At 34.5% G+C, this 24387-nt stretch carries 19 protein-coding genes; 4 read left to right on the top strand and 15 right to left on the bottom strand.

Annotation, left to right across the window (positions count from 1 at the left end):
• Positions 1 to 356 precede the first annotated feature (356 nt).
• The 3 genes from COJ46_RS16845 to COJ46_RS16835 all read right to left on the bottom strand — a co-directional run bounded on the left by COJ46_RS16845 (position 357) and on the right by COJ46_RS16835 (position 3045).
• A complete protein-coding gene (locus COJ46_RS16845) occupies positions 357 to 1673 on the bottom strand; it encodes a hemolysin family protein (protein WP_097973792.1) in 1317 nt (438 codons plus the stop codon).
• Positions 1674 to 1836: 163 nt separating this feature from the next.
• A complete protein-coding gene (locus COJ46_RS16840) occupies positions 1837 to 2253 on the bottom strand; it encodes a MerR family transcriptional regulator (protein ID WP_097973794.1) in 417 nt (138 codons plus the stop codon).
• Positions 2254 to 2682: 429 nt separating this feature from the next.
• The gene (locus tag COJ46_RS16835) at positions 2683 to 3045 is read right to left on the bottom strand and encodes an HD-GYP domain-containing protein (RefSeq protein ID WP_286133435.1); all 363 of its coding nucleotides are present in this window, start codon (positions 3043 to 3045) and stop codon (positions 2683 to 2685) included.
• Between the two features lie 628 nt (positions 3046 to 3673).
• Between COJ46_RS16835 and serC the strand changes: the two genes are divergently transcribed.
• Together serC and COJ46_RS16825 are read left to right on the top strand one after the other, a co-directional pair.
• A complete protein-coding gene (gene serC, locus COJ46_RS16830; RefSeq protein ID WP_097973797.1) occupies positions 3674 to 4768 on the top strand; it encodes a 3-phosphoserine/phosphohydroxythreonine transaminase in 1095 nt (364 codons plus the stop codon).
• Positions 4765 to 5925 carry a phosphoglycerate dehydrogenase gene (locus COJ46_RS16825; protein ID WP_097973799.1) on the top strand — a complete coding sequence of 387 codons (1161 nt, stop codon included), beginning with the start codon at positions 4765 to 4767 and terminating at the stop codon, positions 5923 to 5925. The genes serC and COJ46_RS16825 overlap by 4 nt, the downstream gene beginning before the upstream one ends.
• Positions 5926 to 6043: 118 nt before the next feature.
• Here COJ46_RS16825 and COJ46_RS16820 read toward each other — a convergent pair whose 3' ends face one another.
• The 10 genes from COJ46_RS16820 to COJ46_RS16775 form a co-directional block, all read right to left on the bottom strand.
• Positions 6044 to 7234: an acetyl-CoA C-acetyltransferase gene (locus COJ46_RS16820; protein WP_097973801.1), complete on the bottom strand. Its 1191-nt coding sequence runs from the start codon at positions 7232 to 7234 to the stop codon at positions 6044 to 6046.
• A gap of 52 nt (positions 7235 to 7286) precedes the next feature.
• Positions 7287 to 8705 carry a sigma-54 interaction domain-containing protein gene (locus COJ46_RS16815; protein WP_097973803.1) on the bottom strand — a complete coding sequence of 473 codons (1419 nt, stop codon included), beginning with the start codon at positions 8703 to 8705 and terminating at the stop codon, positions 7287 to 7289.
• Between the two features lie 85 nt (positions 8706 to 8790).
• Positions 8791 to 9567 carry a 3-hydroxybutyrate dehydrogenase gene (locus tag COJ46_RS16810; protein WP_097973941.1) on the bottom strand — a complete coding sequence of 259 codons (777 nt, stop codon included), beginning with the start codon at positions 9565 to 9567 and terminating at the stop codon, positions 8791 to 8793.
• 30 nt (positions 9568 to 9597) lie between these two features.
• Positions 9598 to 10254: a 3-oxoacid CoA-transferase subunit B gene (locus tag COJ46_RS16805; RefSeq protein ID WP_097973804.1), complete on the bottom strand. Its 657-nt coding sequence runs from the start codon at positions 10252 to 10254 to the stop codon at positions 9598 to 9600.
• A 12-nt stretch (positions 10255 to 10266) separates the two neighbouring features.
• Positions 10267 to 10968: a CoA transferase subunit A gene (locus COJ46_RS16800; protein WP_025568519.1), complete on the bottom strand. Its 702-nt coding sequence runs from the start codon at positions 10966 to 10968 to the stop codon at positions 10267 to 10269.
• 42 nt (positions 10969 to 11010) lie between these two features.
• Positions 11011 to 12441: a GntP family permease gene (locus COJ46_RS16795; protein WP_097973806.1), complete on the bottom strand. Its 1431-nt coding sequence runs from the start codon at positions 12439 to 12441 to the stop codon at positions 11011 to 11013.
• A 370-nt stretch (positions 12442 to 12811) separates the two neighbouring features.
• A complete protein-coding gene (locus tag COJ46_RS16790; RefSeq protein WP_097973808.1) occupies positions 12812 to 13687 on the bottom strand; it encodes an NAD-dependent epimerase/dehydratase family protein in 876 nt (291 codons plus the stop codon).
• 172 nt (positions 13688 to 13859) lie between these two features.
• A complete protein-coding gene (locus COJ46_RS16785; protein WP_176522447.1) occupies positions 13860 to 19052 on the bottom strand; it encodes a S8 family serine peptidase in 5193 nt (1730 codons plus the stop codon).
• A 380-nt stretch (positions 19053 to 19432) separates the two neighbouring features.
• The gene (locus COJ46_RS16780; RefSeq protein WP_097973811.1) at positions 19433 to 20224 is read right to left on the bottom strand and encodes a metallophosphoesterase; all 792 of its coding nucleotides are present in this window, start codon (positions 20222 to 20224) and stop codon (positions 19433 to 19435) included.
• 56 nt (positions 20225 to 20280) lie between these two features.
• Positions 20281 to 20817, bottom strand: coding sequence for a sugar O-acetyltransferase (locus COJ46_RS16775; RefSeq protein ID WP_097973943.1), 537 nt, complete (start codon positions 20815 to 20817; stop codon positions 20281 to 20283).
• 127 nt (positions 20818 to 20944) lie between these two features.
• Here COJ46_RS16775 and COJ46_RS25075 point away from each other — a divergent pair, with 127 nt between their 5' ends.
• Together COJ46_RS25075 and COJ46_RS25070 are read left to right on the top strand one after the other, a co-directional pair.
• A complete protein-coding gene (locus tag COJ46_RS25075; RefSeq protein WP_286133423.1) occupies positions 20945 to 21295 on the top strand; it encodes a LysE family translocator in 351 nt (116 codons plus the stop codon).
• Positions 21295 to 21567 carry a LysE family translocator gene (locus COJ46_RS25070; protein ID WP_286133424.1) on the top strand — a complete coding sequence of 91 codons (273 nt, stop codon included), beginning with the start codon at positions 21295 to 21297 and terminating at the stop codon, positions 21565 to 21567. Before COJ46_RS25075 ends, COJ46_RS25070 begins: the two co-directional genes overlap by 1 nt.
• A gap of 281 nt (positions 21568 to 21848) precedes the next feature.
• Here the strand turns inward: COJ46_RS25070 and COJ46_RS16765 are convergent, their stop codons facing one another.
• Together COJ46_RS16765 and argH are read right to left on the bottom strand one after the other, a co-directional pair.
• Positions 21849 to 22856: a PTS sugar transporter subunit IIC gene (locus tag COJ46_RS16765; protein WP_097973813.1), complete on the bottom strand. Its 1008-nt coding sequence runs from the start codon at positions 22854 to 22856 to the stop codon at positions 21849 to 21851.
• 117 nt (positions 22857 to 22973) lie between these two features.
• Positions 22974 to 24365 carry an argininosuccinate lyase gene (gene argH / locus COJ46_RS16760; protein ID WP_097973815.1) on the bottom strand — a complete coding sequence of 464 codons (1392 nt, stop codon included), beginning with the start codon at positions 24363 to 24365 and terminating at the stop codon, positions 22974 to 22976.
• Positions 24366 to 24387 lie beyond the last annotated feature (22 nt).

Genomic DNA, 24387 nt, shown 5'->3' with positions numbered 1-24387 from the left:
CCTTTACAAATATTTAATTTATATGTATTCAATAAAGGTAGAATTATGCAAAAAAAAGCCTCTTACTTTAGAAAAGTAGAGGGGGAAAAATGAGGTATTGTACGAAACGATTAAAAAATAAGCTGATTGAAATAGTTAATAAAATAACTAGTAGAAGAATTAGAACTTCTGTTCAAATCAACCTTACAACCTTATTTTATAATAAAATGAATTGAATTGGAGTTGTAAGTTGTTAACTTTTTGTGAATTATTGTACAAAGTATAACACTATAAGGTTTTAGTATTAATTTGTTTAAGAATCAAAAAAAAGAAGGTATAAAGACTTATGCCGTTATCCTTCTTTTTCATTTTTATCTTTATGATTTTACTGCCTGAATAAACTCATTTTTTTTTATTTCAACTAATTTAACTTGGTGTGAATCTAATTCAACAACTTTGAATTCAAAGTCCTCAAATATGACAGATTCACCTTGTTGGATGTCGTGATTTTGAGTTAAAATCCACCCACCAATTGTATCAACATCGTCTTCCTCAACATATAGACCAAATAAGTCATTAATTTCAGTAATTAATACTTTTCCGTCTACAATCTTATGTGATTCTGAAATATGTTGAACAGCTGGTTTTTCATCATCATCATATTCATCACGTATTTCCCCAACAATCTCCTCAAGAATATCTTCCATTGTTAATAATCCCGCTGTTCCACCATATTCATCATACAGAATTGCAAGTGGAATACGTTTCTTTTGCATTAACAATAATAAATCATGGATTGCGATTGTTTCAATTACCTGAATAACTGGGCGAGTATAGTTTGCGAAATCGTATGTTTTTTCAACTTTTCCATCAAGATATCGAATAAAAAAGTCTTTTACATTAACCATACCTAATATATCATCTTTATCTTCACCAAAAACTGGGTAACGTGTATATTTTTCGTTTTTAATTATTTCAATTTGTTCTTCAATTGGGTCTTCTGCATATAAACCGATAATTTCAGTACGAGGGACCATAATTTCTTTTGCAAGTCGGTTATCGAATTCAAAAATATTATTTAAATATTTATACTCAGCCTGATTAATTTCTCCGCTTTCAAAGCTTTCTGATAAAATAATTCTCAATTCTTCCTCAGTATGAACTTCTTCTGATTCAGATGCTGGCTTAACTCCAAATAATCCTGTAAAAAATCTTGCAGAACTATTTAATGCCCAAATAAATGGATAAGCTATTTTATAGAAAACAATAAGTGGAGTAGCAAGTATTAGTGTGATCGATTCAGCTTTTTGAATAGCAACCGTTTTAGGTGCTAGCTCACCAATTACAACGTGAATAAATGTCATAAATGAGAAAGCTAAAATAAACGAAATAGATTTAGCGATTGTTCCGTTTAATCCAAGAAATTCTACGACTGGGTGTATAAGATGCTCAAACGTTGGCTCACCTAAGTAACCTAATCCTAAAGCTGTAACCGTAATACCTAATTGACAAGCTGATAAATATTCATCCAAACTCGTCGTAACCTTTTTAGCAGCTACTGCACCTCGCTTTTTTTCGGCTAATAGTTGATCAATTCTACTTGATCTAACTTTCACTATCGCAAATTCTGCTGCTACGAAAAAAGCTGTAAGTGCGATTAAAACTGCAATCATAAACAAGTTAACTATGTCCAATGACGAACTCGAGTATATTACTCGAGTATTCACCTCCTGAGAATTTCAATCTACAAAAATATAAAATTATTATTTTACTTACTTAATAGATTACCATAATTTAGTAAAACATACCTATTTTATAGCTTTAATAAATTGTTAAGTTTTAAAATTAATTTAGTCATTATTTTACAAAATGTTTCAATGTTTCAAATAACGGAAATGTATGATGTGACAATGAATCTACTAAAGCATTTTTTTCACAATCATTCATACCCGATATTACTGGTACTAATTGAGCTAATTTAGCTTCAAGCTCAATAATTTGATTTGATATTTGTTGAATTTGTTCAAAAACACAATTTTTTTGATTATAATTAGTTTGCAGTAAATCTTTTATCTCTTCTAAGGAGATTCTCATTTTTTTACAATGTTCAATAAATCTGAGAGTCTCAATTGCCTCTGTGGAATAATATCGATAGTTTGATTCAGATCGTTTTGCTTCTAGTAACCCTAATTTTGTATAATAATCAATTGTTCTTTTTGAAACTTGAGCTATTTCAGCTAACTCACCAATGCGATACTCGATCCCAAGTGACAACCCTCCCCATTTTAAATAGTATTACTATTATATAATTTAGAAAGTATACAGTCAAACGTTACAGTTCTACATAAATTTCGTCTTCAAAGTAAATACGGATTCGTTATAATTAATCGTTTTTGTTTAATCTTTGTTGTTTTTTTTAGAAGTTGGTGTGTTGATTTCCTCTCCAGGATGCTCGCTTTCCGAATTTCCAGTCCATAATACCTTAAATGGTATGGGTAATTTTTTATTTTATTTGCGATTCACTGGATTTTAATTGTAGTTTTGCTAATTTTATTTGCGATTTTCTAATTTAAATTGCAGTTTTCCTAATTTTATTTGCGATTCTCAGATTTTAATTGCACTCTCCTGTTCTTCTGTAGCTTTTCAATAAAAAAGAGGGTCCCCCATAAAACTTATGGGATACCCTCTTTTTTTTGAAACTTTTCATTCTCTAAAATCAAATAAGCTAAGGAAAACATCAGTAATCTCAGGATCAAATTGAGTTCCTTTATTCTTTTCTATTTCCTTTAAGCAGTCTTCTAAAGACATGCCTTTACGATATAATCGATTTGAGATCATCGCATCATAGCTATCGGCTATTGCTACTATTCTAGCAGTTAAAGGAATTTGATCACCCTTTAGTCCTCTTGGATATCCTTTTCCATCGTATCTTTCATGATGGTATAAAACGCTATCAAGGATGCCATTTTCATTAAAAATAGCAATATGTTTAATAATGTCATATCCAATCACAGGATGTTTTTTAATTGTATTATATTCATCTTCAGTCAATTTCTCATGCTTCAGTAAAATATGCTCCGGAATTCCTATTTTACCAATATCATGTAATAGCCCCCCTTGATGGATGACTGCACATAAATTTTTAAGTAATATGTAATTAGGTAGCTAATAATATGCCCTGCCTGGGGAACTAAATAGTATCTAGAAAGTACTATTATTGTAGAAACTAAAATGATAAACCAATTAGAACAGTTGTAAAAACCAAGTCCAAATAATACAGTATCAAGCATGTACAGTAGGTAAAAACTATCACTTTTTTTAGAACAAATTAGATTAAATAATACACTCACCGCAAAAGAAATGTAAAAAGCATAACGAAAATAAACTGGATTGTTAAACCATTTAGAAAACATTTAAACTCCCTTAAAAACAATTTAATCATTAAATTTTCCATTTTCTTCTAAAACTATGCATTTTTATTTTTTAATCAAAGTATTAACCGAATTAATTTTTCGTTTGTATTCATGTAAATTTACTAATTTAAGTACTTCAATCATTACATTCACTTTTCAGAAATGCGAAAATTAAAATATTTTGTGAATTTTTTATGATTTTATTTCATCTTTTATTGACCAACGTATATGAGTAGTTTAAAGTTAGAATATTATAAAAATAACTAGTGAGGATGATTTTTATGGAACGCGTTTTTAATTTCTCTGCAGGCCCATCTGTCTTGCCTGTTCCAGTATTGGAAAAGGTACAAAAAGAACTTGTTTCTTACGGTACTTCTGGTATGTCAGTTATGGAAATGAGTCATCGTTCGGCTGAGTTTGAAGGAATTATTAAGAAATGTGAAAGCTTATTACGTGAACTTTTAGAAATTCCATCAAATTATAAAGTGTTATTTTTACAAGGTGGAGCATCAACTCAGTTTTCAATGATTCCATTAAACTTATTAAGAAAGCATAAAAAAGCTGCTTATATTAATACAGGAACTTGGTCAAAGAAAGCAATCTCTGAGGCAAAAAAATATGTAGATGTTGATGTTATCGCTTCATCTGAGGATGAAAATTTTTCATATATTCCTAATTTAGAAGATTTAGCCCTTTTTGAACCATACGATTATTTACATATTACAACGAATAACACAATTGAGGGGACAAAATACTCTACTTACCCTAAAACAAATTCTCCATTAGTTGCAGACTTTTCTTCAAATATTCTTTCTGAACCAATTGATGTCTCACAATTCGGTTTAATTTATGCTGGAGCTCAAAAAAACATCGGTCCAGCAGGGTTAACAATTGTCATTATTAGAGATGATCTTATTGGAAATGCCGATAAAAATTGCCCGACAATGCTCGACTACAAAACACATGTAGAAGCTTCTTCACTTTATAATACACCTCCTACATTCAGCATTTATGTAGCGATGCTAGTTTTAGAATGGATTAAAGAATCAGGTGGTTTAAATCGTATTTATCAAACTAATCTTTTAAAAGCTCAATTATTATATGATTTTATCGATCAATCTGACTTGTTCTCTTCACCAGTAAAAAAAGAGAATAGATCACTTATGAATATTCCATTTACATCAACTTCTGATGAATTAAATAAGCAATTTCTTGCTCAGGCAAATTCAGCTGGCTTGGTGAATCTTGAAGGTCATCGATCAGTTGGTGGAATGCGAGCTAGTATTTATAATGCGATGCCATTAGAAGGCGTTGAGAAATTAGTTCATTTTATGAGTCAATTTGAAAAGAAAATATTAGAGGAGATTGTAAGATGATAAAAATTCAAACATTAAATAATATTTCTGAGCACGGAATGAAAGAATTTCCTTTGGAAAACTATACTATTAACAATCAATTAAATGAACCGGATGGAATTCTTTTAAGAAGCCATAGTATGCATGAAATGAGCATACCAAGCAGTGTTAAAGCAATCGCAAGGGCTGGCGCTGGGGTCAATAATATTCCAATTGATGAGTGTACTTCAAGAGGTATTGTTGTATTTAATACGCCTGGTGCAAATGCAAATGCAGTTAAAGAACTAGTTCTGACAAGTTTATTCCTTTCTTCACGACGAATTATTGAAGGAATTGAGTGGACTCGTTCATTATTTGGTGAAGAAAATGTTTCTAAAATTGTCGAAGCTGGTAAAAAAGAATTTGCAGGAGCAGAGGTCGCAGGAAAAAAATTAGGTATTATTGGTTTAGGAGCAATTGGTGCACTTGTAGCAAATGATGCGCTTGCGTTGGATATGGAAGTATATGGTTATGACCCTTATATTTCAGTCGAAACTGCATGGCGATTATCTAGGAATGTGCAACGAATCGATAATTTAGAGCAGATTTTTTCAACATGCGATTATATAACAATCCATGTGCCTTTAACACCTGAAACAAAAGGATTTGTGAATGAAAAACTTTTATCTGGAATGAAAAAGGGAGCAAGAATACTTAATTTTTCACGGTCTGAATTAGTAGATGATGTGGCGCTAGAATATGCGTTGAATAACGGGACTGTAGGGGTTTATGTGACTGATTTTCCAAATGAAAAAGTGATTGGTATGAAGAATGTCATTCCAATTCCTCATTTAGGAGCATCAACAACTGAATCAGAAGAAAACTGTGCCCGAATGGCAGCAAAACAATTAAAAAATTATTTGGAAACAGGTAATATTAAAAACTCCGTTAATTTTCCAAATGTAGAATTACCTTATACAGGGAAAAAACGTATTACGATTGCACATAAAAATATTCCAAATATGGTCGGTCAAATTACAGGATTACTAGCAAACTATCAAGTAAATATTGCTGATATGCTTAACCGAAGTAAAGGTGCTTTTGCATATACAATGATTGACCTTGATGAAACAATCAATGGTCCAGTTGAACAGTTGTTAAAAGATATTGAGGGTGTTATTTCTGTAAGAATTATCTAACCTTCAGACTGCCCGTAAACGCTCGCTTTCTTCGTTGCTTCGCCAGTCTGCGGTGATTTTTAATTAATCCAATGATGCGGTAGGATCATTAAGAGTCCTACCGCCATTTATTTATTTTTTATTCAAAACAATTTTCAATAATTGTCGCAACGCCTTCTCCGCCACCAATACATAGTGTTGCAAGGCCGTACTGTGTCTCTCTTCTCTTCATTTCATGAATCAATGTAACTAGTATTCTAGTTCCACTTGCACCAATTGGATGTCCGAGTGCAATCGAGCCGCCATTTACATTTACAATATTTTCGTCAAAACCGCATTCCTTCATAACAGAAAGCGATTGCACAGCAAATGCTTCGTTCGCTTCAATCAAGCCTATTTCACTTAATTCAATCGATGATTTTTCAATTGCTTTTTTAGCTGCAAATGCTGCTCCAATTCCCATTATACTCGGATCAACGCCTGCACTACTATTTGCATTTATTTTTACTAATGGTTTAATACCTAGTTCTCTTGCTTTACTTTCACTCATTAATACAACTGCTGCTGCGCCATCATTTATACCTGAGGCATTTGCTGCTGTAACTGTTCCATTTTTTTCGAAGGCTGGTCTTAGTGATGAAATTTTCTCTACTGTAGCACCAAATTTTGGATATTCATCCTCTTTAAAAATGATTGGATCCTTTTTACGTTGTGGAATTTCAATCGCAACAATTTCATCTTCAAATTTTCCGGCCTTCATTGCATTTTCGGCTTTTTGTTGACTATTTACCGCAAACTCATCTTGTTTTTCTCTAGAAACTTCATAACGAACTGCTAAGTTTTCAGCTGTGTTTCCCATGTGATAATCATTAAACGCACACCATAGTCCGTCTGCAATCATACTATCAACAATTTGTTGATTGCCCATTCTATATCCATCTCTTGCACCTTTAAGTAAATATGGTGCTTGACTCATATTTTCCATCCCGCCAGCAACAATAATTTCAGAGTCTCCTGCTATAATTGCTTGAGTCGCTAAATGGACTGATTTTAATCCAGATCCACAAACCTTATTTATCGTCATTGCTGAGACAGTATTTGGGAGTCCTGCCTTTAATGCTGATTGTCTAGCCGGATTTTGACCTAAACCAGCCTGAAGTACATTTCCCATTATGACTTCATCAACTTGACTTTCTTGAATACCCGCTCTATTAATCGCTTCTTTAATAACTTTAGCACCTAATTCTACTGCACTTACATCTTTCAATGTACCACTGAAACTTCCGATTGCAGTTCTAACAGCACTAACAATTACAACGTTCTCACTCATTTTATTTCCCCCTTTTTATTTCATCCTAATTAACCAAACGACATGAAATCCTTTAACTTTTTATGTTATAAGCTTTACATTTTTCATAAAAAGTTGACTTGCTTATTTCTAATAATTTTGCAGCTTCAATTTTATTACCTTGAGATTCAATTAGAGCTCTCTTAATTGCTTCCTTTTCGGTCTCTTCAATCATTTCTTTTAACGATTTTAAGGAAATTTGATTATTTAATTGAGATGCATTTTTTTCGAATTCGACTGTATTTTTTTGATTGGTTGGATTTTCATATAAATAAAGAGGTAATTGCTTTGGTGTAATCACTTTACCATTTAGGACATTTATGCATCTCTCAAGTACGTTTTCTAGTTCTCGAATATTTCCTGGCCAATGATGTGACTTAAGAATTTGAAAAACTTCATTTGAAATTTGAATTCCGTTTCGATGAAATTTCCTTTCGAGTTTTTTTATTAACGAATCTGCTATGAGAGGTAAATCATTTATCCTTGATCTAAGTGGAGGAATGTCTATTTTAATTACATTTAAGCGGTAATACAAATCCTGACGAAATTCTTTTAATACTACCATCTTCTCAAGATTTCGATGCGTAGCGGCAATGACTCTTACATCAATGGAAGTAGGAGAACTTCCACCAACTCTTTCAATCTCTCTTTCTTGAAGTACTCGCAGTAATTTACTTTGCATATGCAAAGACATATCACCAATCTCATCTAGGAAAATCGTTCCTCGGTTCGCAATCTCAAATTTTCCTTTTTTCCCGCCTCTTTTTGCACCTGTAAAAGCACCTTCTTCATAACCAAATAGCTCTGATTCTAGTAAATGCTCTGGAATTGAAGCACAATTTACTCTTACGAATGGAAAGTTTCTTCTTGGACTAGCATCGTGAATTGCATGTGCAAATAATTCCTTACCTGTACCAGATTCCCCAAAAAGTAAGATTGCAGATGAACTTGCAGATACTTGCTCTGCCAAGTTTTTTGCAGAATTAAAGATTGGAGTATCACCAATTATTTGATTGAAGCTATATTTACTACTTAACTCTTTCTCAAATTTTCTTTTATAATAGTTTAATTCTTCTATTAAAGGTTCTACTTTTTTAGAATACTCAAGCCACTCTTGCGCATTACGGAACATTACGGTTCCAACAGCACCTACTAATTCATCCCCTACATACAGCGGATAACGATTTGCGACCATTTCTGTATTTTTTATTGGATGGATCTCAGCTACTTCTGCCTGACCAGTTTTGGCGACTATATGCATTCTAGAGTTTTCAATTACATCTACTACAGGCATCCCTATCACTTCATGAGCAGAACGACCAACAAACTCACAATACGATTCATTCATATACAAAACTTTTCCTTCACGATTAACGACAACAATCCACTCAGTTGCAAGATTAATAATCTCGGAAATCCAATCAAAAGGAAGACTCTCTAACATACTATTCATACCATACCTCGCTTAAAGTAGTAGGGTACTAGAAAGGATAAGAGCAGGAATCACCCCCTGCTCAAAACAAACCTTTCCTCTTATCCTACTGAACTGTATATCCTGCATCTATTACATTCGCTTGACCTGTAACCCCGCCAGTATATTCACTAGCAAGAAATACTGTATAATTTGCAATTTCTTTTACTGTAAGTAATCTTTTTTGAGGTACTAATGGATAAATTACTTCTTCAATTACACTTTCAATTGGCACATTTCTTGTTTTTGCTAAGTCGGCCAACTGGTTTTGAACTAAAGGTGTATCAACATAGCCTGGGCAGATTGCATTGACTGTAATACCCTCAGTTGCACCTTCTAATGCAGCAACCTTTGTTAAACCAATAACGCCATGCTTCGCAGAATTATAAGCAGCTTTGCCAGCGAATCCTATTAACCCATTGATCGAAGCCATATTAATAATGCGACCATACTTTTGCTTTTTCATAATTGGAAATACATGTTTGATACTAATAAAAGGTGCAGTTAACATGACCTTAATAAGTAATTCGAATTTTTCAGTAGGGAAATCCTCTATTGATGACACGTATTGTAATCCAGCATTGTTTATTAAAATATGTAATTCACCAAATTGATCGATTACTTTATGAAACGTGTCAACTACCTGTTCTTCATTTGTAACATCACATGCATAACCGATCGCATTAAACCCTAGCTCTTGTAATGATGTAGCAGACTTTTGAACATTTTCCTCATTTAAGTCGGTTAAGACAACTGTTGCTCCTTGCTCTGCAAAGGTTTTAGCAATTTCAAAACCAATTCCACTACCGGCACCAGTTATCAGTGCAACCTTCTCAGAAAGCATTTGCTGCATTTGTTTGCCTCCTTTTAAAGATTAGTTCACGTTATTTAATAACTTCGGACTAATTGTAAATGTAGCCTCAGTTTTTTCAGTAATTTCTTGAATCGTTGCTCCACCAACGCATTCTACTAAAACCATTCCATTTTCTGTAAAATCAAAAACTGCTAATTCAGTAATTAGTCTATGAACTACGCTTTTTCCAGTTAAAGGTAAAGTACATGCTTTTTTAACTTTACTTTCACCGTATTTATTTGCATGTTCCATCACTACGACGATTTTCTTAGCACCATTTACTAAGTCCATCGCACCGCCCATACCTTTAACCATTTTTCCTGGAATCATCCAGTTAGCAAGATCACCAGTTTCTGAGACTTCCATACCACCTAAAATAGCTAAATCAATATGGCCTCCTCTAATCATCGCAAAAGATTCAGCGCTATCAAAATAAGAAGCTCCTTTAGCCGCAGTTACTGTTTCTTTACCTGCGTTGATTAAGTCAGCATCAAGTTCAGCTTCTGTTGGGTATGGTCCAATACCTAGTAAACCATTTTCAGATTGAAGCATTACTTCAATTCCTTCTGGAAGATAGTTTGCTAATAAAGTAGGTAGTCCAATTCCAAGGTTTACATACATACCATCTTGAATTTCTTTAACCGCAGTTTGAATAATTAATTGACGAATATCTTTCATGTTATTAGCCTCCTATACTCCTGTAGTCATTCTACGTTCAATTCGTTTTTCGTATGTTTCACCGTGGAATACGTGTTGTACATAAATGCTTGGCGTATGAATTGCATCAGCATCAAGTTCCCCAACTTCTACTACTTCTTCGACTTCTGCAATTGTGATTTTTCCAGCCATAGCTGCAAGTGGATTAAAGTTACGAGCAGTTTTTCTAAAAATTAGATTTCCTTGCTTATCAGCTTTCCACGCTTTAACAAATGCAAAATCTCCTACGATTCCTTCTTCTAATAAATAAGTTCTTCCATTAAATACTTTATGTTCTTTTCCTTCTGCGATTGGTGTACCTACACCTGTTGCTGTGTAGAATCCTGGGATTCCAGCACCGCCTGCACGAATACGTTCAGCTAGAGTCCCTTGAGGAACAAGCTCTACTTCAAGTTCTCCACTTAAGAACTGCTTTTCAAAAATTTTATTTTCTCCAACATATGAAGAAACCATTTTTTTAATTTGTTTATTTGCTAATAAAAGACCAAGACCCCAATCGTCTACTCCACAGTTATTACTTACGATTGTTAAATCCTTTGTCCCTTTATCTCGTAATGCTAAAATCATTTTTTCAGGAATACCGCAAAGACCAAAGCCACCAACTATAATCGTAGCTCCATCATGAATTTGTGAAACAACCTCTTCAACTGAAGTAATTACCTTATTCTTGCCCATTATTTTGCTCCCTTCAAAAGTAAGATTAGTAGTTTAACATTCTTAAACAAGTCCTGTAAGTTTAAATACTGCAATGATTAAGAATACTGCAACTGTTTTAATGATTGTTATTGCAAAAATATCTTTATATGACTGGCGATGTGTTAAACCAGTTACAGCTAATAATGTAATAACTGCACCATTATGAGGCAAAGTATCCATACCACCTGAAGCCATCGAAATAACACGATGCATAACTTCAGGGGGAATATTGTATTTATTGATTGCCTCGATATATTTTTCAGACATTGCACTAAGTGCAATCCCCATACCACCTGATGCAGAACCTGTAATACCTGCTAAAGTTGTAGTTGTCACAGCTCCATTTACTAATGGATCCGTAAATGTATGAGAGATTCCTTTACTTACCATCCCAAATCCAGGTAAAGCAGAGATTACTCCACCAAAACCATACTCAGCACCAGTATTCATAGAAGCAAGTAGTGCTCCACCAATGCTTGCATTCATACCTGTCTTTAGATTTGTACGCATATTCTTATAGCCATAAATCATCGCTGAAAGAATCCCAATAACTAAAGCACATTCAACTGACCAAATACCAACAACTGCAGGAATTTGAACAACCCCAAAAGCTTCTAGTCCAATTGATTTAAAGTCAAATCCATTTGGGTACCATTTTGGGAATGAAACAACAAAAAATTTATTTGAAAATCCAACTAATAATAGTGGAACAAATGCTAAAATTTGTTTTAAAACTGGTGTAGGCGTATTGGTCGTTAATGAAGGAACTTCTGTTTGAGTTTCATTTGCAGCAGCTAATTCTCCATTAAATCCTAAATAACCTTCACCAGCTTTTTCTGCTTTTTTACGTCTTGATTCTAAGTACCAAAGACCAACTGCAAGTACAAAAACAGCAGCTAAAATACCTAGAAATGGTGCAGCATAAATATCTGTTTTGAAAAATGTAGTTGGAATAACATTTTGAATTTGCGGTGTACCTGGCAATGCATCCATCGTAAATGTAAACGCACCAAGTGCGATTGTTCCAGGAATTAATCGTTTAGGAATATTCCCTTCACGGAATAAGTTTGCAGCAAATGGATAAATAGCAAATACAACAACAAACAAGCTTACTCCACTATATGTTAAAATTGCGCCCATTAATACAATCGCTAAAATCGCTCTTTTTGCTCCAACTAATTGAATAATTGTTTTCGCGATTGATTCAGCAATTCCAGACATTTCAACGACTTTACCAAAAATTGCTCCAAGTAAAAATACAGGAAAATATAGTTTTATGAAACCAACCATTTTTTCCATAAAAATATTACTAAAGAATGGAAGAATATAACTTGGTTCAGTTAAAAGTACTGCAAATAAAGCACAAATTGGTGCAAATAAAATAACAGAAAACCCGCGATAAGCAACAAACATTAAAAGTCCTAATGCTAATAAAATAATTAAGATTTCCATAATAACCTCCTTGTTATCTTTATGAATCGGCACTTTCTGATAACGCTTTCATTCAAACTATTTAACTAGTTCAATTTCCACTATTTACTGTATTTTGCTCCTTTCACAGAATGTCCTTCTGCTTTTATATAAGCAAATAGTGTGCCAAGTTATTAATGGATTGTCCTTAGACTGATGTGTATATTTTTAGGACCGTGTCTTCACACTGAATATTTATTTTATAATTCTAATAATATTAAGTTAATTTATAATTTTCAATTATTTTTATCGAAATTTTTCCGAAATTTCGGAATTTCACTTCAATAAAATTCCGAAAACCTGGAAATTCCAGAAATTCGGAATTTTATTTTTTGTACATTTTATGAACTTTTTATAGTGAACAATGATGATGAATTAAATTTTTCATCCAATCATGTACCTCTAAAAATTGAAACCCTTCTTTTTTAGCTTTCTGATTACTCAATGATTGATCACTATAAGCATCAAATGGTGATTGATCTTCGACTGGACCATGAGAGTTAATAATAGCCTCTTTTCCAGTTTCCTTTTCACAAATGTTTATTATTTCTTGAAAAGTTATTTCACCATTAGAACATGCATTAAAAGGACCACTTTTAATCGATTCATTTTCACCTAACCAAAGTAAAAACTCAGCGGTTTCATCAGAATCGATAAAGGTCATCTCTTTGTTTAAATCTGATAGTATTATTTCTTCATTTCTTAAAACTTTATCAACATGGAAGAGTAATCTTTTCGTATAATCATCTGGTCCTAATACGATTGGGAATCTAGCCGCAAACACTGGAAAATTTGCTTCTTGATATAAAACAGCCTCACAAAGACGCTTCCCTTCGGCATATGAATATTCGTTATCTTTATTATACTTAATAGGATAATTGTAAGGATCGAAGTCAGTTTCCACATGGTTTAATCCCGTATCATAAACTGCTAAAGATGAAGTAAAAATATATTTTTTAACTTGATTAGTTAATAGTTTAATAATTTCTTTTGCTTCTTTTGGAGTATAACAAATATTATCATAGACAATGTCCCAATTATGCTTGCTTAATTTTGCCATTGTCGCAGGATTTCGTCGATCGATCACAAAACGACTAACTTGATCTCCAAATTCATCTTCTGTAAGTCCTCTTGTTGCGATTGAAACATCATAACCTTTATCTATTAATTTATGAACAAGTCGTTTTCCGAAAAACCTTGTACCACCTAATACTAAAACCTTTTTCATTTTTTAACCTCCAAACAAAAAAATACCCAATATTTATTATTCGCCATAAAACTACAAATCACCTTTTTAAATTAGGAAACTTCTTTTACTAAGTTCGTTTTTCTAGTAGTCTAGTTATGCAATTTGGACGAAAAAAGAGAGCCTCTTTCACAGAGGCTCCCCGTTTTTATTATTATTTGTTTAAAACGACTGTTTCAGTTGCAGCACTCACATTCCCTGCTGCATCTTTTGCCGTTACAGAGATTACCAATCCAATGTAATCGCCATAGTTTTTATGAGGTATGTCTAAACTGAAGTTCCCGTTTTGATCTGCTTGTACTTCTGTCACTACATTGTTGAAGTTTATAGTAACCTTCGCATTTGCTTCAGTTCTACCTGTAATTTTTTGATCTTTTTTCGTCACTGTATTCACGATTGGTGCGTCTGGTGCTGTACGATCTAATACAACAATCGATGCTGTTTCACTTTGGTTTCCAGTTGCATCATTTGCACTTACTGTTAATACACTGTCTGCTTTTTGTGGTTTAATTTGAATATTATAGTTTCCACTTGCATCCGTTTTTCCTGAACCAACTACTGTACTATTATTTTTCACAACAATATTGACATTTGCATTTGCTTTACCTGTAATCGCTGTATCATTATCATCAATTACATCAATAGTTGGCGTTAAAAGTAAAGTAGTCATCTGAATAACGTTTGAATAACCACTGTTAAGTGTACCATTTAAGCCGCCATTAACAACTAATCTAAAACGATAGAAAGTACTATCACTTAAGCCTATAACTTTGGCACTAGTTGAGCTAACTGTGATTGGTGTATCCAGTTTTGCATCTGTCCAAGTAGTTGGCCATGTGATACCATCATTGCTTGATTGCTGTTGAATTTTCAATCCACCCCAATTGCCGGCAGGATCTACAGCTAACCAATTAAGTGTAACTGAGTTAGCATGTTTCGAATCAACTTTGAACGTATTTACATTACTATAAACCTTAGCCTTATTGAAGATTTCTGTAGCATACAAGTCTTTACCGTCAACTTTCATAACTTCTTTTGGTAAAATCGTTGCATCTGGATTTGTTTTACCGAAGTTAGTAGCGACAAACTGCATGTCGTTACTATCAACAATACCGTCTTTATTTAAATCTTCTATTGGGTAGTTTACACTATCTTGTTGACCCATTTTATCAGATACTCGCTTCGCATCAAGAACGTCAATCACACCGTCGCCGTTTATATCACCAGCTGCTCCGTACGGTTGAGCTCCTCCGATGTATTTATACACTCCAAGATCATCACCCCATGGCGATTTTTTACCAAGTGTGATAGACTGTATGCTCTTTAAGTGTCCTGGTCCTTCCACAATGAACTTGATTGGATCTTTTGAAAGTGGAATGCCTTTGATATCAATGTAGCCATAACTATCAATTGTACCTGGTATTTTCGTTCCGTCCGGTAGTTGTGCGTACCCTTTTGCGCCAATGCTATCCAACTTCGCTGTGAAGTTATTTTTAAGCCCTTGAAGTTTCACGTACGTTTGCACTTGTGAATGCGTCGGAACGATTTGGAATTGATTTAATCGGCTAAATGCTGTAATTTCTTTTGTTTCATCTGTGCCGTATTGTGTCATGCTAAATTTTGTCATGTCATCATCTGGTGTCAATTTCGAATACATAATATCCCACATGTCATCTGTCACTTTGAATGTCACATCTAAAAATGGACTATCGCCATTGAATCCTTTAAAGTCTGATCCACCTGTTAAATGTGCCCCAACATTGATGTCTGTCACGTGACCAGGGTAAACCTCATCTGCTGTTTTCACTGGTGTATCTACATTCACCTTTACACCGTTTTGGTCTGCCCACTTTTGGAATGCTGGGTTGACTGTTACGCCTTGTAGCTCAAGATAATTATGGTAGTATGCTGATTTAAAAGTACCTGACATCATATCTTTCACGTTGTTTAAGTTTAACGTCATCTTGATTGTATCGTTTAAGGTAACTTTTTGTTTGTTATACGTCGGCACCATATACGGTGATCCTTTTTTGATAAACCCGTACTCATGGAAATCATTGAGAAGCTCCACGTTATGTGCTGCATCCATTGGCATTAACGTAATTGTTGCTGGTCCATTTTCGATATCGGATTTTTCAATTCCGAATTTTGCATCGCCATTTGCTTCAACTGGGAAATCGCCTTCTGGTTCCCCGACACTATTGTGATAGTACCATAAAATATTTGCTGACTGCGTTAACCCAAGTGGAGCAAGTTTCGCTGTCCCTTCATCCGATAGGTTTGTGTGTACCCAGAATGCGTTGTACATGTTGCCATTTTGTTGTTCATCGGTAAAATCTTTGTCTTCTAACTCGTACACGCCAGGTGCATGGTCTTTATAGGTTAACGTCGGTAGCGTGTTGTCCACCACAAACAGTTGTGATTTTTCATACGTTTTTGCATACATGTTAGTCGTATCAGTTGTACGCATTTTTAACGTATATTGCCCTTCCGGTAATGCTGCTTTTGTGAACATATTTGTTTTTTCGAGTTTTGGATCTCCAATAAACGGATAGTATGTGCTTGGGTCAAAGCCTACAACATAATCAATATCGGTTTGAACACTACTCACATTTAATGGGGAATCCGTTGTTGCACCAACTGGATTTCCGTCTTTGTCATAAATCACAATCCAGAAATACTTCATTGGACTGTTGAATCGGAACTTTAGTTGACGACCTGGGTTTCCGTTGAAGTCCGAATAGATTACCGGTTGTCGAGTCGGGGCTGCCGGAACATCCATTAGTAAATTGCCAAGTCCTTTTTCTACCGAGCGAACAGCCAATGGCATGCGATACGTCTCACTTGGGTCGTCATGATTAACAATGTTCAAATAACCTTCGTATCGGCCATATTCCGCCGTATCTGGCAGATTCAAAGTTACTGTAAAGTTCGTTGTTTCACCTGCTTTTACTGTTAGTGATGGTGAACTAGTTGTCACCGTAATGCCGTTTTTAGTTGCGTCACTAACTGTTGCATTTGGTTTAATGAAAGTTGTAGATATATCAAACGTTTTGTCAGAGTTTCCTCGATTTTTTACTTTCACTGTTCGATTACTCGTATTGACCGCACCGTCTTTTTTATACACTGCGCCAAACGTTAATGAACCTTTTTCGTAATTCAAGTTCACACTATTACCGTTACTATCAATGTTTGCAGTTGTGTCTTGTGCTTTAAAACTCACATCACGTTTTACTGCTTTCACTACATTGACTAAACCAGCACCTTGTTCGTATACAGAATAATTGCCGTCTAGATTTCCAGCAGTGTTTGTTAACGCTGCTTTCACATCAGCAGGTGTATAATCGGGATGGGCTTGTAAGATTAGTGCAGCAATACCTGCCACATGTGGCGACGCCATCGATGTACCTGAAATACGAGAATACGCGTTACTATAATCTACTTTATCTGGGCTATGAACGAAATATGGATAAGTTGAGTATACCGATACACCTGGTGCAACAACATCTGGTTTAATGTCATATGTTGCAGCGACTGGTCCTCTTGAACTAAAACTTGCCAAGTGGTTCCCTTCTGTATTTGTTGTACTTACATTCGTAAAGGTGATTGTATTTGTGCCTTCTACACTACGTAAACGTTCACCGTCAGCTTTTGTCATACGGAATGTTGGTATAAAGCCATCATTACTTGCTAAGTAAGCATCAATGTCCCCATCAATATTATTACTCATAATTGCTGCAACTGCGCCTGCTTTCGCTGCGTTTGTAATTTTTTCAGCTAACGCGATTGTACCTCGTGTAATAAGTGCAACTTTTCCAGTTAAATCGATTGGATTGCCGTTCGCATCTTTAAAATCAGCTGCTTGTGCTAAACCAACATCCACGATTGGATACGATTTGTTCTCTAAATCTGACACATGATCATTGTATCCTTTTCCAAGTAACTTGAAGTCAGTAAATGTTTCATTTCCAACTTTTGCTGACGCAATTGGAATACTAACTGGGAAATCACTTGCTCCAACTGTAATGGCAAGTGCTGATGCACCTGGTGTACCTAGTGTCCCTTCACCTGGACCAGAGTTTCCTGCTGAAATAACACATGTTACACCTGCAATGGTTGCGTTATTAATTGCCACAGCTTCAGCTGATAACGGATTATTAACTGGTGCTCCAAGAGATAAGTTGATCACTTTCATACCATCTTTTATTGCTTTATCAATTCCACCTACAATCCCATCTGTATACCCTGTACCGTAAGGACCAAGTACACGATAGTCATACAAGTTCACGCCTGGTGCAACCCCTTGAGCTGGGAATTCTACATTATTTTTCGCTTGAGCAGCAATCGTACCTGATACGTGTGTTCCGTGGTACGTGTAATACGGTTCATCACTTTCAGGTTTGCCAGCTTTTATCCAATCATCGATTGTAGTTTCCATAGGATCGGCATCATTATCAACAAAATCCCAACCTTTAACTGTCGTTGGATCGATTTTGCTTGCATCTTCACCACTTTTTGCACGGTAGCCTTTATATACGTCTGTTAAATCTGGGTGATTGTAGTCAACTCCTGTATCGATAACTCCTACATTGATTCCTTTTCCAGTAGTGCCCTCTTTATGCAAATCTTCAATTCCTGGTAATGGAATATAATTTTCTGCTAAATTATTCCCACCTTGTTCACTTTCAGCAGCAGCTTTCAGTTCACTTGGGTCAAGCTTTACTAAGTCATCGTTTAATACACGATTTACTACACCAGAATCAAATAATTTTTCAACTAAGTTACCTGGTAGTGTCATTGCCACCCCGTTTAATGCATGTGTGTATTCACGCGTAATTTGAGCGGTTGCATCCCCAGTTTGATCGGATGTTTCGTTAGATACTTCGTTTGGCGAAACAGATAATGCAGATACTGCATTTACTGCATTCGTTTTACTTGCACTATTATTTAACCCTTTTATAAATGACTTAAATGTAGCGTGTGACGAGTTAACTGCGCTAGTTTCTGCGCTTAATGTCGTTTTTTCGCCCTCCACTGCTTTTTGCAGTACACTTATTTTTGCTGGCGCTTGTGTAAATTCGACAATAACCCTAACTGGTTTTGAGCTTGTCGTATCAATTTTTGGCGAAATCTTTACATCACTTTCTGGTGACACGTTCTTTAACGCGGCGATTTGCTCAGCTGTTAAGTCTGGTGTGCTTGTTTTTTGTGCCAGTGAACCCATGACCGTTTTTTCTGTGCTCGCATTTGAAGTAGCTGCTAGTACGTTAAATGGAATCATCGAGCCTACAACAAGCGCACTGATCGTTGTTTTAGCTAAACTCATTTTAAAGTTTCTTTTACTCACCTGTTCTCCCCCATTTTTTATTTTATTATTTTGACTTTTGACAATTCTCTTTCTTTTTTTTATTTTATCGCTAGTAATCGACATCGTAAATTGGGGGAAATCATCAAATAAACTTTAAAAAAAAGAAGATAATTGATCCTATTTATAGAACTATTTATTAAAAAGCTTTATAAAACGTCATTTTCAGACAATTTTCATTTGGGCGAATTTTGCATTTTTTAATAAAAAAAAGAAAAGATTAGAAATAATTACTAATAATTATTACAATCCTCTAATTTGACTAAATTTCCATATTTATTTTTCGTTCATATTTTTTTACAAAGAAAAATATTAAAAAAGTTCTAATAATAAAAAAAGAAGATACGAATGTATCTCCTTTCCTAATGACTATAAATACTCTTAATAACAATATAATGAGTTTCCGGCCTTGCACTTAATCTAAGTGGTATAGTCGTCGTTCCATATCCATTACTTATTATTTGTGTTATCCCATTGTACACATGCGTTTTACCTTTTTCATAAGGACCGTATCTGAAAACCCTGATTTGCCCTCCATGTGTATGACCACTTAAAACAAGTGATACTCCTTGTTCCTTCTTTAGTAACTTCAAGATTCTTGGATTATGACTAACTATAAGCTTAAAAGCATTTGGTTTAACATCTTGAAAGGCAAGTTCAAGATCAACCTCTCCAGTTTTCAAATCATCTACCCCAATTAATGCCCAATCTCTTTGCGAATGATTTATCGTAACAGAAGAATTTTTCAAAACAGTTACATTCCATCTTTTAAAAATAGTCAGTAAATCATTCTTTTCTATTTCGATATCATTATTTCCCCAAACAAAATAGACTTTCCCAAGACTACATAGTTTTTGAATATTTTCTTCGATCCGTTTAAGAGGCACGCCTTTTTCTACTAAATCCCCACCAATAATAACAAGATCAACTTGATTTGACAGTCGATCTATAATGGAAGAATGTATTTTTCTTCTATGAATATCAGAAATAAAAAATAGTCTAATTGGCTTTTCAAGAGGAGTATTTGAAAAAGAAAATTCATGTTTTCTAACTATATTTAACCGAGCTTCTATAAACATATACAATAACAGCAATAAACCTAGTAATATACAAATGATAAAAATATAGATGAAATTGCCCTCCATTTCTAGCATTGGAAATTTATCTTCACGCAGTGAGCTTTTCTAAAAAGGACTTTTTAGAAATTCCGTTACTTAATATCCCTAATCATTCTCGCGGGATTACCTCCAACGACAACATTGTCGGGAACATCCTTTGTTACAACCGCACCAGATGCGATCACTACATTATGTCCAATCTTTACTCCTGGGTTAATAATAGCCCTTCCACCAATCCAAACATTATCACCAATCGTTACTGGTTTACCAAATTCAACTCCACTTGCCCTCTCAACTGGATCAAGTGGATGTGTTGCAGTATAAATGTGTACACCGGGTGCCATAAAACAATTTACGCCAATATAAACCGGGCAAACATCCAAGATGACACAATCAAAGTTTGCATAAAAATTTGCACCGACATGAATATTGTATCCATAATCACAACGAAACGTAGGTTCAATAAATATTGTATCACCAGTTGAACCAAATAACTGCTTTAATAGATTTTCTCGTTTACTACTTTCCGTTTCAATCGTCAAATTATACTCACGTGTTAAACGTCGGGCATTAACTCTCTCCTCAATCAATTGAGGATCCCACGCTAAATACATCTCACCATTTATCATTTTTTCTTTCTCACTCACATTATCCTCTCCTTTAAAATCATTTTCCACCTATCTTCTCCGACTTTTCCTGTCTTTTTCATGTTAAAGTATTATAAAAATAAACAAAAAATTGCTAGGGGGTATTTCATTGGATTTAACGATTTACTTGTCGTTTATAGGTGTGTCCTTATTATTAATAATAGCACCTGGACCTGATAATATTTTTGTTATGGCACAAAGCATTTCATATGGTAAAAAAGAAGGAATTGCAACTGCATGTGGCCTTTGTTCAGGAGTTACAATCCATACACTTGCTGCTTCAATTGGATTATCTGCTATCTTATACAAATCAGATGTCGCTTTTTCAATTTTAAAATACTTAGGTGCTTTTTATTTATTATACTTAGCTTACCAGGCATTTCGTTCGAGTAATGAAGTTGGCTCATTTACGAGACCTAAAAACAAACTTTACCTGCCTTATATCGTCGCGGATTTTTAATGAATGTACTGAATCCAAAGATGTCTTTATTCTTCCTAGCGTTTTTGCCTCAATTTATAGATAAACGCGGTATGGCAGTTCCTCTTCAGATGATTGTTTTAGGTTTAACTTTCATGGTATTAACTCTCATTGTATTTTCAATTATAGCTGTTTTTGCAGGCAGCTTAGGTGAAAAATTGTTACAAAATGGGAAATCATCTAAAATTATCAATCTAGCTCAAGGCATTATTTTTACAGGAATTGGGTTAAAACTATTCTTTATGGATCGCTGAAATTGATATTTAGTAAGTTATCGTGAACAGAAAAATGAGTACTGTGACTAGTACTCATTTTCTTTTGTGAGAAGGACCTGTTTTTATTGTATTTCGTTATGTTTTAGTCGATTCACACTCTATTGTATTGTTATCTTTTGAATTTAGTAGGTTTCACTCTAATTATTCATATTAGTGAGCCCTTATTTGCAGTTTTCCCGATTTTATTTGCAGTTTCACTATTTTTAATTGCAGATTTCGTATTTTATTTGCACCTCATCAATAGACAAGTCTCAATCTTTTTATAATATTTTCAACTCTCCAGCTTTGATCATACCCGCTTGTTTTAAGAATATGTACACGATGTACGAAACGATTCCAGGTACTAATACGTAAGTAACAATCATTGGTATAATAACTGCACTTCCATAAGAAGCTAATAAATTCATTGGTGCAACAAATGCACATAACCCTAATCCAGCGATTTCTTTAGGTGCTTCAATATGAAATAAAAAAGCTGATACTGGTCCTGCCACAGCACTTGCAACGATGGTCGGTATGAGTATCCTAATATTCCTTGTTACATTTGGTAGCTGTAATTTAGGGGTAATGATTAATAAACCAAGAATACTTCCTGGATCATTCTCCCGTGCTGAGATAACAGCTAAACCAACAAATTGTGCTGCACATCCTGCTAAGGCAGCCCCGCCAGCAAGTCCATCTAAATTCAATGCAATTGCTAATGCAGCAGAGGAAGCAGGCGAAACAATTAATATCCCCCATACGACTGCTAATACAATTGAAGCTATAATTGGCGAACCTTCTGTTGAACTTTTAATAAAATTCCCAACCGCTATTAAGAGTGGAGAAATCCATTTTGATAAATATAATCCAACTAAACCTGAAATTAAGATGGCGAACAAAGGTACAACCATTAAATCTAGTTTTGTTTTACCTTGAACAGCTTTTCCAACAAGGATTGCAACTAATGCTGCCAATAGTGCCCCTACTGGTTCACCCATTTTAATGGTCATTGCGGTATCTACCATTAATAAAGCTCCGGAACCGATTATTGCAGCGGCCATTGCAGAAAAAATGATTAACGTACTTGAACCTAATAAAACGGCTATACCTGCGCCAATTGCTGGTGCCATTAATAACTTAGTTGATAATCCGATCGCCATTAAAGATTCAAAATGAAAAATTTTCCCAATGCTTTCAAGTAAAGACCCGATACCGATCATAACAAAAACAGCATGTGCTATACCTTCTGACGCTCTAAATACCCTACTTTTTTCTTGCGTACTCATATCATACCTACCTTTTTTTAGTAACTACTTCTAGTATTTGCATAATGAATAGAAAATTATTAATAAATAGAAGCACAAAAAAGCGTCCAAAGAAATTGGACGCTTTCAATAGGGAAATTATACCATATTCGTTGTAATGCTTAAACACTCTTCCGCTTTCATTATTTGTTTCCAAACTTCATTTGTAGAAGTTCCACCTTCACTAATTCTTGCTTCCATAACTGTTTTTGGATTTAATGTATGATAAATATCTTCTTCAAACACTTCATTAATCATCTTAAATTCCTCAAGATTTAATTCCCCAAGAAATTTATGATTCTCTATAGCATATAGAACCGTTTTTCCAACGACTTCATGAGCTTGTCGGAATGGGATATTTTTTCGAACTAAGTAATCAGCAAGGTCAGTAGCATTTGAATAATCATTTTTAACAGCTTCATACATTCGAGTTTCGTTTACTTTCATTGTATCAATAATTCCTGATAGTAATTGCAATGCTCCTACAACAGTATAAACAGTATCAAACATACCTTCTTTATCTTCTTGCATGTCCTTGTTATATGCTAAAGGTAGTCCTTTTAAAACAGTTAATAACCCGATTAAGTTGCCATAAACCCTCCCTGTTTTACCTCGAAGTAATTCTGGAACATCTGGATTTTTTTTCTGCGGCATAATACTAGAACCCGTACAAAAAGCATCGTCTAATTCAATAAACTGAAATTCTTGACTAGACCAAATGACAAATTCTTCTGATAGTCTAGAAATATGTGTCATTAGTAATGACGAATCAGAAAGGAACTCTACGATAAAATCACGATCGCTTACTGCATCTAAACTATTATGATAGATATCACTAAAACCAAGTAATTCAGCGGTGCGTTGACGGTTAATTGGGAATGTAGTTCCAGCTAATGCACCTGCACCTAATGGTGAAATATCCACACGTTTTAAACTATCTTTGAATCGGCTTTTGTCACGCTCAAGCATCCAAAAATACGCAAGTAAATGATGTGCAAATGAAACAGGCTGTGCTCTTTGTAAGTGCGTATACCCAGGCATAATTGTATTTACATGCTTTTTTGCTTGCGTAACTATTTTATTTTGAACTTCTTCAATTAAATCAATAATGGAGGACGTATTATTTTTTAAAAAAAGATGCATATCTGTTGCTACTTGATCATTTCGACTACGCCCTGTGTGTAGTTTTCCTCCTACAGGACCGATTTCTTTAATTAACAAGCTTTCGATATTCATATGAATATCTTCATTTTCAATGCTAAATTGAACCTCATTTTTCTCAACTTTTTTTAATATTTTATTTAAACCTTCTATTATAAGTTCAGCTTCATTGATTTCAATTATGCCACATTCTCCAAGCATCGTTGCATGTGCGATACTACCAGCTATATCTTCTTTAGCCATTATTTGATCAAATTCAATTGATGCCGTAAATTCTTCTACTAATTGGTTTGTCTCCTTCGTAAAACGTCCGCCCCAAAGTTTTGACATAACTGCCTCCTTAATCCACTCT

This window comes from Bacillus sp. AFS077874, assembly GCF_002566505.1.
Classification (GTDB): domain Bacteria; phylum Bacillota; class Bacilli; order Bacillales; family Bacillaceae_G; genus Gottfriedia.
The sequence above is the reverse complement of the archived record's forward strand: the minus strand, read 5'-3'. Positions and strand labels throughout refer to the sequence as shown.

Bases quoted from the DNA above. Each gene is read 5' to 3' on its own strand.
- serC (WP_097973797.1), top strand. From the start codon at position 3,674: ATGGAACGCGTTTTTAATTTCTCTGCAGGCCCATCTGTCTTGCCTGTT.
- COJ46_RS16825 (WP_097973799.1), top strand. From the start codon at position 4,765: ATGATAAAAATTCAAACATTAAATAATATTTCTGAGCACGGAATGAAA.
- COJ46_RS16820 (WP_097973801.1), bottom strand. From the start codon at position 7,234: ATGAGTGAGAACGTTGTAATTGTTAGTGCTGTTAGAACTGCAATCGGA.
- COJ46_RS16815 (WP_097973803.1), bottom strand. From the start codon at position 8,705: ATGAATAGTATGTTAGAGAGTCTTCCTTTTGATTGGATTTCCGAGATT.
- COJ46_RS16810 (WP_097973941.1), bottom strand. From the start codon at position 9,567: ATGCTTTCTGAGAAGGTTGCACTGATAACTGGTGCCGGTAGTGGAATT.
- COJ46_RS16805 (WP_097973804.1), bottom strand. From the start codon at position 10,254: ATGAAAGATATTCGTCAATTAATTATTCAAACTGCGGTTAAAGAAATT.
- COJ46_RS16800 (WP_025568519.1), bottom strand. From the start codon at position 10,968: ATGGGCAAGAATAAGGTAATTACTTCAGTTGAAGAGGTTGTTTCACAA.
- COJ46_RS16795 (WP_097973806.1), bottom strand. From the start codon at position 12,441: ATGGAAATCTTAATTATTTTATTAGCATTAGGACTTTTAATGTTTGTT.
- COJ46_RS16790 (WP_097973808.1), bottom strand. From the start codon at position 13,687: ATGAAAAAGGTTTTAGTATTAGGTGGTACAAGGTTTTTCGGAAAACGA.
- COJ46_RS16780 (WP_097973811.1), bottom strand. From the start codon at position 20,224: ATGCTAGAAATGGAGGGCAATTTCATCTATATTTTTATCATTTGTATA.
- COJ46_RS16775 (WP_097973943.1), bottom strand. From the start codon at position 20,817: ATGATAAATGGTGAGATGTATTTAGCGTGGGATCCTCAATTGATTGAG.
- COJ46_RS25070 (WP_286133424.1), top strand. From the start codon at position 21,295: ATGAATGTACTGAATCCAAAGATGTCTTTATTCTTCCTAGCGTTTTTG.
- COJ46_RS16765 (WP_097973813.1), bottom strand. From the start codon at position 22,856: ATGAGTACGCAAGAAAAAAGTAGGGTATTTAGAGCGTCAGAAGGTATA.
- argH (WP_097973815.1), bottom strand. From the start codon at position 24,365: ATGTCAAAACTTTGGGGCGGACGTTTTACGAAGGAGACAAACCAATTA.